Origin of the sequence: Streptomyces sp. XD-27 (assembly GCF_030553055.1) — a bacterium.
Lineage (GTDB): Bacteria > Actinomycetota > Actinomycetes > Streptomycetales > Streptomycetaceae > Streptomyces.
Genome location: NZ_CP130713.1, coordinates 1852121 through 1866316, shown reverse-complemented (window position 1 = coordinate 1866316; position 14196 = coordinate 1852121). Strand labels below are relative to the sequence as shown.

Annotated in this window: 10 protein-coding genes and 1 pseudogene; 5 read left to right on the top strand and 6 right to left on the bottom strand. The window is 73.9% G+C overall.

The features are described from left to right. Window positions 1-123 precede the first annotated feature (123 nt). The 3 genes from thiE to Q3Y56_RS07920 all read left to right on the top strand — a co-directional run bounded on the left by thiE (window position 124) and on the right by Q3Y56_RS07920 (window position 2847). The gene (gene thiE / locus Q3Y56_RS07930) at window positions 124-801 is read left to right on the top strand and encodes a thiamine phosphate synthase (protein WP_304461243.1); all 678 of its coding nucleotides are present in this window, start codon (window positions 124-126) and stop codon (window positions 799-801) included. Window positions 802-939: 138 nt separating this feature from the next. Further along, complete coding sequence (gene metF / locus Q3Y56_RS07925) at window positions 940-1860, top strand: methylenetetrahydrofolate reductase [NAD(P)H] (protein WP_304461242.1); 921 nt, start codon at window positions 940-942, stop codon at window positions 1858-1860. A 39-nt stretch (window positions 1861-1899) separates the two neighbouring features. Next, the gene (locus Q3Y56_RS07920; protein WP_304461241.1) at window positions 1900-2847 is read left to right on the top strand and encodes a hypothetical protein; all 948 of its coding nucleotides are present in this window, start codon (window positions 1900-1902) and stop codon (window positions 2845-2847) included. Window positions 2848-2905: 58 nt separating this feature from the next. Here Q3Y56_RS07920 and Q3Y56_RS07915 read toward each other — a convergent pair. From Q3Y56_RS07915 to Q3Y56_RS07900, 4 genes and pseudogenes are all read right to left on the bottom strand, one after another. Next, window positions 2906-4470 (bottom strand): annotated as a pseudogene (locus tag Q3Y56_RS07915) (phytoene desaturase family protein). Between the two features lie 387 nt (window positions 4471-4857). Further along, window positions 4858-5487, bottom strand: a complete 630-nt coding sequence (locus Q3Y56_RS07910; RefSeq protein WP_304461240.1) for a TetR/AcrR family transcriptional regulator — start codon at window positions 5485-5487, stop codon at window positions 4858-4860. A gap of 125 nt (window positions 5488-5612) precedes the next feature. Next, on the bottom strand, window positions 5613-7700 hold the full coding sequence (locus tag Q3Y56_RS07905; RefSeq protein WP_304461239.1) for a YhgE/Pip family protein: 2088 nt from the start codon (window positions 7698-7700) through the stop codon (window positions 5613-5615). Beyond that, window positions 7672-8454, bottom strand: a complete 783-nt coding sequence (locus Q3Y56_RS07900) for an ATP-binding cassette domain-containing protein (RefSeq protein ID WP_304461238.1) — start codon at window positions 8452-8454, stop codon at window positions 7672-7674. The genes Q3Y56_RS07905 and Q3Y56_RS07900 overlap by 29 nt, the downstream gene beginning before the upstream one ends. 374 nt (window positions 8455-8828) lie before the next feature. Here Q3Y56_RS07900 and Q3Y56_RS07895 point away from each other — a divergent pair, with 374 nt between their 5' ends. Together Q3Y56_RS07895 and Q3Y56_RS07890 are read left to right on the top strand one after the other, a co-directional pair. After that, complete coding sequence (locus Q3Y56_RS07895) at window positions 8829-9590, top strand: methyltransferase (RefSeq protein ID WP_304461237.1); 762 nt, start codon at window positions 8829-8831, stop codon at window positions 9588-9590. 321 nt (window positions 9591-9911) lie between these two features. Further along, the gene (locus tag Q3Y56_RS07890) at window positions 9912-10319 is read left to right on the top strand and encodes a DUF3040 domain-containing protein (protein WP_304461236.1); all 408 of its coding nucleotides are present in this window, start codon (window positions 9912-9914) and stop codon (window positions 10317-10319) included. 122 nt (window positions 10320-10441) lie between these two features. On the opposite strand, the gene Q3Y56_RS07885 is transcribed toward Q3Y56_RS07890, so the two are convergent. Beyond that, on the bottom strand, window positions 10442-12880 hold the full coding sequence (locus tag Q3Y56_RS07885) for a DUF3488 and transglutaminase-like domain-containing protein (RefSeq protein ID WP_304461235.1): 2439 nt from the start codon (window positions 12878-12880) through the stop codon (window positions 10442-10444). Beyond that, window positions 12877-14196 (bottom strand): DUF58 domain-containing protein, encoded by a 1320-nt coding sequence (locus Q3Y56_RS07880; RefSeq protein WP_304461234.1) that lies wholly within the window; start codon window positions 14194-14196, stop codon window positions 12877-12879. Before Q3Y56_RS07880 ends, Q3Y56_RS07885 begins: the two co-directional genes overlap by 4 nt.

Genomic DNA, 14196 nt, shown 5'->3' with positions numbered 1-14196 from the left:
AAGTCCGGACGCCCGCTGTCCGGCCCGAGGACCGGACGCCCACCGTCCGGCCATGAGAACCGACCGCGGTGTACGGGTCGGGGCGCCCCGCCCCGTACACCGCCTACCCGGGGGAGCGCACCCATGGCCCTTGCCGCCGACGCAGCACGCCGACAGCTGGCCGACGCCCGGCTGTATCTGTGCACCGACGCGCGCAAGCGCCAGGGTGACCTGCCCGAGTTCCTCGACGCCGTGCTGGCCGGCGGCGTCGACATCCTCCAGCTGCGCGACAAGGGCATGGAGGCGGGCGAGGAGCTGGCGCACCTCGCCGTCTTCGCCGACGCCTGCCGACGGCACGGCAAGCTGCTCGCGGTCAACGACCGGGCGGACGTCGCGCACGCCATCGGCTCGGACGTCCTGCACCTGGGCCAGGGCGACCTGCCGGTCCCGGCCGCCCGGGCGGTCCTCGGCGAGGGAGTCCTGATCGGCCGCTCCACCCACGCCGAGGCGGAGGTGGACGCGGCGATCGCCGAGGACGGCGTCGACTACTTCTGCACCGGCCCGTGCTGGCCCACGCCCACCAAGCCGGGGCGGTACGCGCCCGGTCTCCCGCTCGTGCGGTACGCGGCGGAGCGGGCGCCGGAGCGGCCCTGGTTCGCCATCGGCGGCATCGACGCCGACAATCTGGACGAGGTGCTGGCGGCCGGGGCGCGGCGGGTGGTCGTGGTGCGCGCGATCACCGAGGCCGACGACCCGGGGGCGGCCGCCGTGGAGCTGGCCAAGCGGGTGCGCGCTGCGGCATCGGAGCCGTCCGGAAAGTGAGACGTCGCACGCCGGAGCGCGGGTGACGTGCCCGCGCGTGGGCGGCGGTCTGTCCGCAGTGCGGACAGCGGCCGGGCAAAGCGGGCATATCGCCCTGGCCGACTGTGCCTGCGCCACCCCGCTGGCTAACCTGCCGATATGGCCCTAGGGACAGCTTCCACCAGGACAGACCGCGCACGTACGGTGCGTGACCTGCTCGCCTCCGGCGAGCAGTCCTATTCGTTCGAGTTCGCCGCTCCGAAGACCGAGAGAGGCGAACGGACCCTGTGGAACGCCATTCGCCGGATCGAGGCGGTCTCACCGACGTTCGTGTCCGTGACGTACGGCGCGGGCGGCTCGTCGCGAGAAGGCACCGTGCGCGCCACCGAGCGCATCGCCACCGACACCACGCTCACCCCCGTCGCGCACCTCACGGCCGTCAACCACTCCATCGCGGAGCTGCGCAACATCATCGGCCAGTACGCCGACGCCGGGATCCGGAACATGCTCGCCGTGCGCGGCGACCCGCCCGGCGACCCGATGGGCGCATGGGTGCGCCACCCCGAGGGCGTCACCTACGCCGCCGAACTCGTGCGGCTGATCAAGGAGTCCGGTGACTTCTGCGTCGGTGTCGCGGCATTCCCCGAAATGCACCCGCGCTCGGTGGACTGGGAGACCGACGTCGGTCACTTCGTCGACAAATGCCGGGCGGGCGCGGATTTCGCGATCACGCAGATGTTCTTCTACGCGGAGGACTATCTGCGGCTGCGTGACCGGGTGGCCGCGGCGGGCTGCGACACCCCGATCATCCCGGAGATCATGCCGGTCACGAACGTCCGCCAGATCGAGCGGTTCGCCCAGCTCAGCAACGCGGCCTTCCCGCCCGAGCTGGCGGAGCGGATCCTCGCGGTGCAGGATGACCCGGCGGCTGTACGCTCGGTCGGAATCGACTACGCGACGAATCTGTGCGCGCGGTTGATGGCCGAGGAGATCCCCGGGCTGCACTTCATCACCCTGAACCACTCCACGGCGACCCTGGAAATCTACGAGAATCTCGGACTGCACCAGCGGTCCGGATAACGACGGCCGGCGCACGGCGGCCGTCCGGGAGGGGCGCAGATGGGCTGGACGGTCCTCTACATCGCGTTCGGCGTCGTCGCGCTGTGGCTGCTCGCCGAGGTACTGCTGCAGCACAAGGCGCGGCTGCGCTGGCGGCTGGTCGCGTTCGCCGGCTTCCTCGGCGTGGTGGCCGGTGTGCTCTTCTCGAACGTGCTCGTGATCGGGGCGGGCGCGGCGGCCTTCGCCGTCGGGCAGACCTACGTGACGCTCTCCTTCCGGCGCGGCTTCACCGCGGGCTGGGCGATCAACCTCCCGCGGGGCGGAGCCGGTCGTTCCGCCGTCCCGCCGGTCAGCGAGCCGAAGCTCCAGGTCTCCGACCTGGAGGCGGTGCCGACCGCCCCGGAGGAGCCGCCCGCCGCCCCGCAGCCGCCGCTGCCCACCTACCAGCCGGAGCCGCTGCCCGACGACGACACCGGCGGGTACGCCGCGTACCGGGACCCGGAGCCCGCCCCTGAGCAGGCCCCGTACGCGGCGGAGGCGCCCGCCTACAGCGGCTACGACTCCTACGGCGGCGGCTATGACGCCTACGGTGGCGACACCTACGGCGGCGGGGCCGGCTACGGCGGCGGCTACGGCACCCCGGCGGCCGGTCAGGACACCGGCCATGACCCGCTGACCGGCGCCGGAACGCCCGACTACGCGGCCACCGGCTCCTACGACTACGGCACCGGCGCCGCCACGTACGCGACCGAGGCCGACGGGTACGGCGCCTACTCCGACCCGTACACCGGCGGGCAGCAGCCGTACGGCGGCTACGACCAGGGTTACGACCCGTACGGGCAGCAGGGTTACGGCGCGGAGCCCCAGGACCACTACGCCGCGGCCCAGGACGGCTACGCGCCTTCGGTCGACGGCGCCTGGGTCCCCCAGCAACGCGACGGCGAGCCCCCGCAGCCCTACCCGTACCAGCAGGGCTACGGCGGCTACGACGAGCAGCACCGCTACTAGGGCCGCCGGGGCCAGGGGGCGAAGCCCCCTGCCACGCGGCGGAGCCGCACCGCGGCCGCTACTGCGAGCCGCGCCAGTCCGCGCCGTCGACGATCAGGCCCGCGACCATCGCGCCCGACATCCCGGCATGGGCCAGTCCGCCGCCCGGATGCGCTCCGCCGCCCGCCAGGTAGAGCCCGGGTATCCGGGTGAGGTTGGCGGGTCGCAGGAGTCTGCCGCCCGCTCCGGCCAGCGCGGGAGCGGGCACCGCGCCGCCCGCCGCGCCGGTGTCCGCCGCCGTGTCGTACGGCGTGCGCACCTGATGCCACAGCACCCGGTCCCGCAGACCCGGTATCGCGGCTTCGGCGGCGGCCACCATCCGGTCCGCCTCCCGCCCCGCGAGGTCCGGGTCCGACCAGTCCACCGGCCCGTGCGGGGCGACGGTCGCGGTCAGCGTGACCGCCTCGTGGTCCTCGTCCGGCCGGGTCGCCGGATCGTCCGGCCGCAGCACCGTCACGGTCCTGCTCGGGCCGGCCGCCCCCACCCCGGCCCCCGGCTCCGCACCGTCGCCGAAGACGGACGCCAGCTCGGCGCCGCGATCGGCGGCGTGCACCACGGTCCGGTGGGCGGTGCCGTCGGGCCGCGCACCGCGCAGCGCCAGGAAGACCATGAGCCTGCCGGACGCGCCGCTCGCGGGGCCGCCCTCCGGGGGCCGGACGTCACCGTCCTGCCAGGCCCGCGCCCCGCCGAGCAGCCGCGGCAGGACGGCGGGATCGACGCCGCAGACCACGGCGTCGGCGGCCACCGGTGTCCCGTCCGCCAGGGTCAGGCCCGCCGCCCGCCCGTCCTTCTCGACGATCGCCGCGACCTCGGCGCCGAAGGCGAACTCCACCTTCCGCGCCCGACAGCGCTCGTACAGCGCGTCGGCCAGCGCGCGCATCCCCCGCGCACGTACCAGCTGCCGAAGGTCTGCTCCAGATACGGCAGGACGGTGGCGCTCGCGGGCGCGGTGCGCGGATCCAGACCGTACGCCAGCGCGTAGCTCTCCAGCAGGGCGACCGGGCCCGCGTCCCGCAGCTCGCGCGAGGCGATCCGCGCCAGGGTGCCCGGCTGCGCGCCGCGGCCCGCGCGGCCCCCGCGGAACCAGCCGCGCCGCGCCTGCGCCGGATACGGGTCGCGGTCCAGAGCGTGCGCGTCGAGGCGCAGCGGCTCCTCCAGCAGCGGTCTGCGCGTGGCGTCCCATGCCTCGCGCGCCCGGTTGATCAGGTCGCCCCAGCGCTCACCCGAGCCCGTGCCGAACACCTCGTCCAGGGCTCGGACGACTCCGGCGCGCGAGGCGTTGGGCAGCCGCAGGTCCGTCCCGTCGGGGAAGACATGCCTGCTCGCCGGGTCCACCTGAGAGAGCTCGACACAGCTCTCCAGACTCTCCTTGCCGGTCTTGATGAACAGGTCGCGGTAGACCGCCGGGAGGTGGAGCAGCCCGGGGCCGGTGTCGAAGGCGAAGCCGTCCCGCGCCAGCCGGCCGACGCCGCCGCCGTGGGTGCGCCCGCGCTCGTACACCGCCACCCGGTGGCCCGCGACGGCCAGCCGGGCGGCGGCCGCCATCGCGCCCATCCCGGCGCCGATCACCGCAATACGTGCCATGCCTGCGACTTTATCCGCAGCCACTGACAACGCCGCCGGGCACCTGGTGATCTCCGCCCACGGCTGAGTACGCGTACCTAGGCCCGCAGATGAGTAGCCGCGCGGATGGGCCGCCACCGGCCGGGACGGAAGAGTGGGGGCCACGGAAGGAACACCGCGCCGGTACCGCCGACACGGGGCTGCGGAACGGCGTGGGGTTCCCGACGAACCGGGGGAGGCGCCCGCCGGAAGGAGCTATGGGGGCTCCGACGGTGGGCGTACGACGGGGGAAGGCAAAACCGGGGGAAAGAGGAAACGGGGTAACGGGGGAGGCGCTGTTCCGGCGCGGACCGAGGGGGATCGGGCCGCACCGGAACAGCGCCGCCATGTGCGGTCGGCGGCCGCCTGCTACGGAGTGTTCTGCGGTAGCGGGTGGCCGCTGACCCTGCCTTGCAGCAGCCGGGAGAGCGCGGCGTGCACATCGTCGATGGAGCGCTCCGGCTGATACGACTGCCAGTCCAGCGCGGCGACCAGCACCATGCCGAACAGCGCGGACGCGGTCAGCGGGATGTCGATCTCCTCGCTCAGCTCCCCGGCGGCCACGGCCTCGCGCAGCACGGCCTCGATGACCGCGATGGCGCGCTGCCGGACGATCATGAGGGTGGACTGCCAGGCCCGGTTCGTGCGCCACAGCTCCGCGACGTACAGCTGGGTCAGCGACGGATAGCGGGAGATGAAGTCCAGTCCGGCCCGGATCATCGCGTCGAGCGCGTCCACATGGCTGCCGCCGCGCTCGGCGGTCTCGTCGGCGGCGTGCTGGAGCGAGTCGGTGAGCAGCTCGATGCCGTGGCGCAGCAACTCCTCGAAGAGCACGGTCTTGCTGGCGAAGTTGTAATAGACCGTGCCCTTCGCCACCCCGGCGCGATCGGCGATCTCGTCGACCGTCGTGGCGGAGAACCCCTTCTCGGCGATGAGGGTGACCGCCGCTTCGAAGAGTTTCCGCCGAGTGGCCTGGCGGCGCGTACTGCTGCTGTCCATGGGGACGATTCTGCCCGCTGAACGAGCCGTTCCAGTCCCGTACCCCGCTGCCGACCACCCGGCGGAGGCCGCCCCGGACCTGTCGCGGGACCCGTACTCCGGCCGACTGACGGGCCCGGCGCCGGTCACAGGCTCAGCTCCGGATGCAGCCGGTCGAGCGACCACACCTGCTTGCGCCGGGCTGACCAGGCGGTGAGCGCGAGCGCCGCCCCCGTGCAGGCCGCCAGCACGGCGCACGCCTCCCAGACCGGGCCGAGGCCGCCGCCGCTGATCAGCCGCCGCAGCCCCGCGACGACGTACGTCATCGGCAGGTACGGGTGCAGGGCGTTGAAGAACCCGGGGCTGGTCTGCACCGGGTAGGTACCGCCCGCCGAGGTCAGCTGGAGCATCAGCAGGACGAGGACCAGGATCCGTCCGGCCGGGCCGAACTGGGCGTTCAGCCACTGCACGATGGCGGCGAAGCAGGCGGTGGCCAGCACGAGGAAGCCGACCGTGCCCGCCGGCCTGGCCATGTGCAGGCCCAGCGACGACCAGTGCAGGACCGACAGCAGCAGCGTCGCCTGGAGCACGCCGATCGCGGCGACCGGCAGCCAGCCCGCCAGCGCGACGCGCCAGGCGGAGGCGCCCACGGCCAGCGCGCGCCGGTTGAGCGGCTGGATGAGCATGTAGCCCACCATCGCGCCTACCCACAGGGACAGCGGGATGAAGTACGGCGCGAATCCGGTGCCGTAGTTGGGCGCCTTGTGCAGCGACTGGGAGGCGAGCTTGACCGGATCGGCCATGACCTCGGTGCGCGCGTCCCGGTCCCGCTTGCCGTAGTCCGGGATCTTCTCGGCGCCCTTGTGCAGGCCGCCCGCCAGTTGTCCGGAGCCGTCGGCCAGCTTGAACAGACCGCCGTCGAGGGTGTTCGCACCCTCGTGGGCCGTGCCGATGCCCGTGTCCAGCGTGGACGCGCCGGTCTTGGCGGTGGTCAGGCCCGTATGGAGGGTCTTCGCGCCGCCTGCGACCTTGTGGGCGCCCGCGTTGAGCGCCTTGATCCTCGCCACGGCGGTGTCCAGGTCCCCGGCGAGGTTCGGGGCCTTCCCGGCCAGCCAGAGGGCCTTGGTGTGCAGGTCGTCCAGGCGGCCGCCGAGCGTCTCCAGGTCGGTGGTGTGGTTCTTCACCAGCGTGTTCACGTCCTCGGCCACATCGGCGGCGGTGTCGGCCGCGCCCACGGCCTTCTTCAACGCCGGGCAGTCGGCCGCCGGGAGGGGTGCGTCCGTGCAGCGCAGCTTGTAGTCGGCGGCGAGCGTGTTCGACGCCGCGCGTGCCTTGGTCGCCGCGGTGGCCGCGGACCCGGGGAGCTTGTCGAGATCGTCGGACGCCTTCTTGGCGGCGTCGGCGACGAGTCGGGAGACCTGCCCGATCTGCTGTCCGTGCTCCTGGAGGAACGGCCGTACCTTCGCGGACACTTGGTCGGCCTTGTCCGCCAGGGCCTGCGTTCCCTCGGCGAGATCGCTCGTCCCCGTCTGCAGCGTCTTCGCGCCGCCCGCGAGCTTGGCCACGCCGGTCTTGAGGGCGCTGCTGCCCTTCTTGGCCTTGGCCAGCCCCTGGGCGAGACTCGCCGTTCCCTTCTTGGCGTCCCCGATGCCCTTGTCGATCGTGTCGGCGCCCTCGGCGGCCTTCACCGTCTCGCCGTGGATGTCGGAGAAGGAGAGGAAGATCTTGTCGTAGAAGCCCCGGGACGCCTTGGTGGACGCGGCCGCGCGCACCTCGGAGAACACCGTTCGGGAGATCTGGCTGACGATGTAGTTGTTGGCGTCGTTGGTCCGCACCCGCAGCGCGCCGGTCTCGGGGTCGCCGCCGGAACTGGAGGCGATCCGCTCGCTGAAGTCGGCGGGCATGGTCAGGGACAGGTAGTACGTGCCGTTCTCCACGCCCTCGCGGGCCTCGGCGTCGCTGGTCTCGTGCCACTCGAAGGTGCCGCTGTCGAGGAGCTTCCTGGCGATGTCGTCGCCCGCGGTGAGCTTGTGCCCCTGGACGGTGGTGCCGCGGTCCGCGTTGACGAGCGCGACCGGGATCTTGTCCAGCCGGGAGTACGGGTCCCAGAACGACCACAGGTAGAGCGCGCCGTACAGCAGCGGCAGGAGTACCAGGGCCACGAGCGCCGCGCGCGGCATCCTTCCCCTGCCGAAGCGCTTGAGCTCAAGCGCGGCCAGCTTCGGTGCCCGCATCGTCGGCCCCCTCCTCGTTTTCGTTGGCTTCGGCTTCGGGCCGCTCGGCGGTCGAGACGACGACCGCCCCGTCGGGGGCCTGGCTGCACACCGCGAGGACGGTGGTGCCGCCCGCCGCGACGGCGCGCAGCATCGCCCACGCCTGTTCGCGCTCGGTGTCCGAGAGCTTCAGGTCGACGTCGTCGAGGGCGAGCAGCCGAGGCCGGCCGATCAGCGCCAGCGCCACCGAGAGCCGCAGCGTCTCCAGGCGTTCCAGGTCGCGTACGGACGTCCGCAGCCCCTTGGGCAGCGCGCCCGCCTCCAGACCGGACACCTTCATGGCCGCGTCGATCCGCGCCCTCGCCGCGGCCGTCCTCTCGCGGCGCGGCCGCAGCAGGGTCAGCGGCGAACCGCCGAATCTGCGGTCCAGGAGGGCGCGTTCGCGCAGGTGCTCGGCGACGGTGAGGGCCGGATCCAGCTCGCTGACCCCGGGTACGTGGGCGAGCGCGGAGACACGCCGGACCGCGGACATCTGCCGGGGCAGGCGCAGCCCGGCGACCTCGGCGTGCCCGGCGGAGGTGCGCATACGGCCGGTGAGCGCGAGCAGCGCGCTGGTGCGGCCCGAGCCGGACGGGCCGGTCAGGGCGATCAGCGCGCCGGGCCCCGCGGCGAGGCCGAGATGGCGGAACGCCCAGCCGCGCGCTCCTGCGACGCCGAGCCCCTCGGCCCGGACCGCCGCCCCGCGCGCGGTGTCCTTCGGTGGGGTGGTGTCCACGAGGCCTCCGTTCGGAGCGTCCGGTTGCTTTTTGAACTGACTGGTCAGTTCAAAAGAATTATGCAGCACGGCGCTCGGGCTTCGCGAGGGGGCTCCGTACCGGAGGCGTTCAGGCAGGTCACAGCCGATTGTCAGGGGGGCGCCCGACGAACTGACCGAAGGGAGCGCCCTGTTCGCCGCCGGCGCTCCCGCGGCGGCCGATGGCGGGGTGAGGGCAAGGAGGGTTGAGCGGGGGCGAGGGGAGACGCACCGGCCGCGGGGCAGCCTGTGCGGCATCGGGCGGGCGGCGAGGCAATAGGCTGGTGGCGCCGACGTCAGTCACTCGTCGTCACCGCCGCAGGCGGTGCCGGCGCCGCGCCGAGGAGCCATCCGCCGTGTCAGACCCGCTGCGCCCCCGTGCGTCCCTCCGTACCGCTGTGGTGTGGGAGGTCCTCCAAGACGCCCTGGACCGCCGGGCCAAGACCGCGGATCCGGCCGGGGGAGTTCTCGACGTCCTGGACACCGGAGGCGGCACCGGCAAGTTCGCCGTCCCCGTCGCCCGGCTCGGGCACCGCGTCACCGTGGTCGACCCGAGCCCGAACGCGCTGTTCGCGCTGGAGCGCCGGGCCGCCGAGGCGGGCGTCGCCGACCGGGTGCGCGGCGTCCAGGGCGACGCCCACGGACTCTTCGACGTCGTGGAGCGCGCCCAGTACGACGTCGTGCTGTGCCACGGCGTGCTGGAGTACGTGGACGACCCGGCCGAGGGCGTCCGCAACGCCGTCGCCGCGTTGCGTCCCGCGGGCACCCTCAGCCTGCTGGCCGCAGGCCTCGGCGGCGCCGTGCTCGCCCGTGCGCTGGCCGGGCACTTCACCGAGGCCCGGCACGCCCTGACCGATCCCGCGGGCCGCTGGGGCAAGGGCGACCCGGTCCCGCGCCGGTTCACCGCCGAGCAGCTGTCCGAGCTGGTCACCGCGGCCGGGCTGGAGGTCGGCGCGGTGCACGGCGTACGCGTCTTCGCCGACCTGGTGCCCGGCGTGCTGGTGGACACCGAGCCCGGCGCCGCCGACGCGCTGATGCGGCTGGAGGCGGCCGCCGCGGAGCTGCCCGCCTTCCACGCCATCGCGACCCAGCTCCACGTCCTCGCCGAGCGGGGCTGACCGCGCCACGTCGTCCCGCCCGCCACGCCGCGCCCGTCACGCCCGCCACGCCCCGTCACGCCCGGTGCGAACCGCAGGTCGGGACGGGTGGAGTGGGCCACAGGAACCCCGTCGCGGGCCCTCGCCCCGTATGATCAGGGGACGCCGCTCGGCATGGCGGATCGGCGGGTGGGGAATGCAGGTTTCAGCGCCACTGTCCACCACAGCGGTACCGGTGGGTGAATTGGCGCAGAGGGGCGGGTTTCACGGGGGCGATTCCCTGCCTATCCTGAAAGGGTCGCACCCGGTCGCACCCCCGCGACCGACGAGTAGGAGGACTCTGTGCCGCTCTCGGAGCACGAGCAGCGCATGCTCGAGCAGATGGAGCGAGCGCTGTACGCCGAAGATCCCAAGTTCGCGACAGCGCTTGAGGGTAGCGGCCTGCGCACGTACACCCGGCGACGGGTCTACCAGGCGGTCGTTGGTTTTCTGGTGGGCATCGCGCTCCTCATGGTCGGCGTGGCTGTCCAGCAGATCTGGGTCAGCGTGGTGGGGTTCCTCGTCATGCTCGGCTGTGCCGTGCTCGCGGTGACCGGCTGGCGCAAGGCGCCCAAGCCGGGGGAGCGGCGGGAGCGGGGTGCCGGACACGGCGGAGCCGCCTCCGGCCGCCGCCAGGGCCGTCAGCGCCGCTCGATGATGGACCGCATCGAGGAGCGGTGGCAGCGCCGCCGCGATGAACAGGGGCACTGAGACATCATCTGATCGGTGAGGGCGGATGCCGCACGGCATCCGCCCCTCACCGCTGTCTGCCCCGCACCGCCGCCCGGCTCTGGCCGGGCGGCGGGACGGCGGTCGCCCTCACCGGGCCGGGCTCACTGGCGCCGGGCCCGTCGCGGCAGCGTGGACCAGCGCGTCCACCGGCGGGATGCCCGGCTCCAGCGGTCCGTCCACACGGACCAGCGCTGCGAGCCCGCCCATACCAGTCGGACGGCCGACCGCGGGGCGAGCAGCGCCCGCCACCGCGTACGCCGGCCTGCCGAGGTCTTCAGGCCGGTGATCACCAGCCGCACGTCGTCGGCCAGCCCGGTCACCGGGCGCGGCAGCGGGGCGTACAGCGCCTGCTCGACCGCCTGCGCGACCCGGCCCGCCGCCTCGGACGCCGCCGGGTCCAGTCTCCCGGCCTCCGTGATCCGGGCAACGGCCCGGCGCGAGGTCTGCGCGTCGTCCGGTGCGATGCCGTAGTCCCAGGCCGTGTCCACGAGCTCCCGCCAGGCCGCGAGGGTGCGGTCGGCCGCGTCCTCGGGGGTGCGACCGCCGGAGCCGCCCAGCCGCCGCCTGCGGACGCGCAGCCGCCACAGCATCGGCGCCAGCGGTAGCGCGATCAGCAGCCCCGCCAGCGCGCCGAACCCCACGATCGTGGTCGCGCGGGATGTCCAGCCGCCGCTCTGCGAGTCGTCGTCGGACGGGGCGGGCGGCGCGGCACCGCAGTCGCCGAGCTTGCGCGCGTCGGGCGGGCAGCTGTCCGAGGGCGAAGGAGCCACCACCGGCGGGCGCTGCGCTCCGCTGGGCCGCGGCGTCGGGACCTCGGGGTCGTCGCCCGACGGAATCGGCTCGATGGTGTAGTCGGGCTGCGAGCCGCGGCTCGGGGTGGGCTCGAAGCGGGTCCAGCCCACGCCCTCGAAGTACAGCTCGGGCCAGGCGTGCGCGTCCTTGATGCCCACCGACATGGAGCCGTTCGACTGGGCCGTCCCCGGAGTGAACCCGACCGCGACCCGGGCCGGAATGCCCAGCGTGCGGGCCATCGCCGCCATCGAGAACGAGAAGTGGACGCAGAAGCCCTCCTTCTGCTCCAGGAACCGCGCGATGGCCTGGCTTCCGGTGCCCGCCCGCACCTGCGTGTCGTAACGGAACCCGCCCTCGTAGGAGAACCAGTCCTGGAGCTTGACGGCCTTCTCGTAGGCGTTGCGGGCCCCGGCTGTCACCTTCTCCGCCGTCTGTCGCACCACCGGCGGCAGGGAGTCCGGCACCTGGGTGTACTCGCGCAGCAGCCGCGCGGACGGGGCGGGAGCGGCGGCCAGCTGATCGGCGGTCGGCTGCACTCGCAGGCTGGAGACCTGGTACCGCGCGCCCTTGGTGGTCTGCCCCCGGTCGCCGACCAACGTGCGGCCTTCCGGTTCGAAGCGCCAGCGGCCGTCGATGTCGACCTTGGAGGCGGGGTAGGGGAGCGGCAGCCAGCTCTGGGCGTACCACTCGGCGGCCGATATGGACGTGGTGATCTCGGTGGTGCGGATGTCCGAGCCGAGTCCCGGCGGCCGGGGCAGGGTCTCCGGCACATCCGTGACCTTGCGCTCCGACGGCTTCCACGCCGTCCCGTCGAACTGGTCCAGGGCGACGATCCGCAGATACAGGTCCTTGGTGGTGTCCGCATCGGTGCGGTAGCTGAGCACCTGGCGGTTCTTCGGCTGGTTGAGGCTGTTCTGCAGCGACACCAGCGGGTTCACCGCGGAGATCGTGCTGCTCCCGCCGCCGCCCGTCTTGCCGTTCCCGCGGCGGTCCAGCAGCCCGCCGTCCAGCGACGGCAGCGCCGCGGGCACGGCGAGCGCGACCCCCAGCGCCAGCGCGCCGATCCGGCGTCCGGTGCGGACCGGGACGAGTGGCGCTCCTCCGCCCGCCGCGGCCGGCCCGGACGCCATCCGGTCCGGCGAGCGCGGACCGCCACCGGCGAAGAGCCGCCCCCACTGCGACAGCCGGTCCCGGCCCTCGGCCAGGAGCAGCAGCAGATAGCCGCCCGCGGCCAGCAGGAACCACAGCCAGTCGCGGCCGTCGTCCGACAGTCCGGCGGCCACCGAGAACAGCGCGAGCAGCGGCAGCCCGGCGGGCGCGGCGCTGCGGTACGTCACCGCCAGCGCGTCCACCACGAGCCCGATCACCAGCACGCCGCCGACCAGCAGCAGCCGGATGCCGTCGGTGAGCGGCGCCGGGATGGCGTACCGCCCGACGTCATCGGCACCGGCCCGCAGCAGCCGGCCCAGCTCCTGGAACGCCTGTGGGGTGGGGACCACGCCGCCGAGCGCCCGCTCCCGCGCGAAGACCGCGGTGAGCAGCAGCAGTGTCACCAGGACCTGGGCCGCCAGAGTCAGCGGCCGCGCCAGCGGGACCCGTCGTGCCGCGACGCCCACCCCGCTCTGGACGCAGACCAGAAGGATCGCCTGAAGCAGCCACCGGGTCGGATGGACCAGCGGCAGCAGTGCGCACGCCGACGTCAGCGTGGCCACCGCCGCGAAGATCGCCAATCGCGCCCGACCGCTCATGAGACCCCCATCGTGCTCGCCGTCGGCGCGGGACCCGCGTCCGCCCGGTTCCCGAACCGGGCATCGGTGTGCCGCCACAGGTGGGACAGCGGCACACCGGGCCCGACCAGCAGCGCCGTCCACCCCGCCTCGCGCAGCAGTCGCAGCCGCGCCTGGAGCCCGCCGGGATCGGCCGGCCACACGCCCCGCGTCCAGGCCGCGTTGTCCAGGACGAACGCCACCGCGGCGCCGCTGCGCTGCCGCATCCGCGCCACGATCGCGGCCTGCTCCTCGTCGAGATCGCCGAGGAACGCCACCAGCAGCCCCTCGGTCCCGCCCCGCAGCACGTCGTACGCGGACGAGAGGCTCTCCCCGCCCGAGTGGTCGACGACGGCCAGGGCGTCCAGCAGCATCCCGGCGGTGTCCGCCGACTCCAGGGACGAGCCGGAAAAGCCCACCCCGTCGGCACCGGGGATCGAACTGCCGGTGTCGGTCAGCAACCGGACGGCGTATCCCCGCTCCAGCAGGTGCACCGCCGCGGAGGCCGCGCCGGACACCGCCCATTCGAAGGCGGAGTCCGGCCCCGCGCCGATGTGGGCGACGGCCCGGGTGTCCAGCAACACTGTGCAGTGCGCCCGCTGCGGCTGCTCCTCGCGCCGGACCATCAGTTCGCCGTAGCGCGCGGTGGACCGCCAGTGGACGCGGCGCAGATCGTCCCCGTGGCGGTAGCCGCGCGGGATCACGTCGTCCTCGCCGGCCAGCGCCAGCGAGCGGTTCCGCCCGTCGCCGTACCCCGCGGCCTCACCCGCGAGCCGCACCGCCGGCAGCGGCTCCGCCCTCGGCACCACCGTCAGTGTGTCGTAGGCGCTGAACCCGCGCGTCAGCTCGCACATGCCGAACGGGTCGGTCAGCCGCAGCTGGAGCGGGCCCAGGGGATAGCGCCCGCGCAGGTCGGAGCGGACCCGGTAGGACACCTCACGCCGCCCGCCCGGCTCGATCCGGTCCAGCACGAACCGAGGGCGCGGCCCCAGCACGTACGGCACCCGGTCCTGGAGCATGAGCAGTCCGGTGGGCAGACGCGAGACGTTGTCGATCCGCAGGTGCACCCGTGCCTCGGAACCGGCGGGCACCCGCCCGGGGTTCAGCCGCCGGCTGCCCGCCACCCGGTACCGCGTGCGGTACAGCACCACGACGCACATGATCGGCAGCACCGCGAGCAGCAGCCCGACCCGCAGCAGATCGGTCTGTCCCAGGGCGAAGCTGCACCCCGCCGCCGCGATCCCGGCGGCCAGGAAGGAACGCCCCCGTGTCGTCAGCCCGGAGAACGCGGACCGCAT

Coding starts and splice junctions, on each gene's coding strand:
- thiE (WP_304461243.1), top strand. CDS start 124: ATGGCCCTTGCCGCCGACGCAGCACGCCGACAGCTGGCCGACGCCCGG.
- metF (WP_304461242.1), top strand. CDS start 940: ATGGCCCTAGGGACAGCTTCCACCAGGACAGACCGCGCACGTACGGTG.
- Q3Y56_RS07880 (WP_304461234.1), bottom strand. CDS start 14,196: ATGCGGTCCGCGTTCTCCGGGCTGACGACACGGGGGCGTTCCTTCCTG.
- Q3Y56_RS07920 (WP_304461241.1), top strand. CDS start 1,900: ATGGGCTGGACGGTCCTCTACATCGCGTTCGGCGTCGTCGCGCTGTGG.
- Q3Y56_RS07905 (WP_304461239.1), bottom strand. CDS start 7,700: ATGCGGGCACCGAAGCTGGCCGCGCTTGAGCTCAAGCGCTTCGGCAGG.
- Q3Y56_RS07910 (WP_304461240.1), bottom strand. CDS start 5,487: ATGGACAGCAGCAGTACGCGCCGCCAGGCCACTCGGCGGAAACTCTTC.
- Q3Y56_RS07885 (WP_304461235.1), bottom strand. CDS start 12,880: ATGAGCGGTCGGGCGCGATTGGCGATCTTCGCGGCGGTGGCCACGCTG.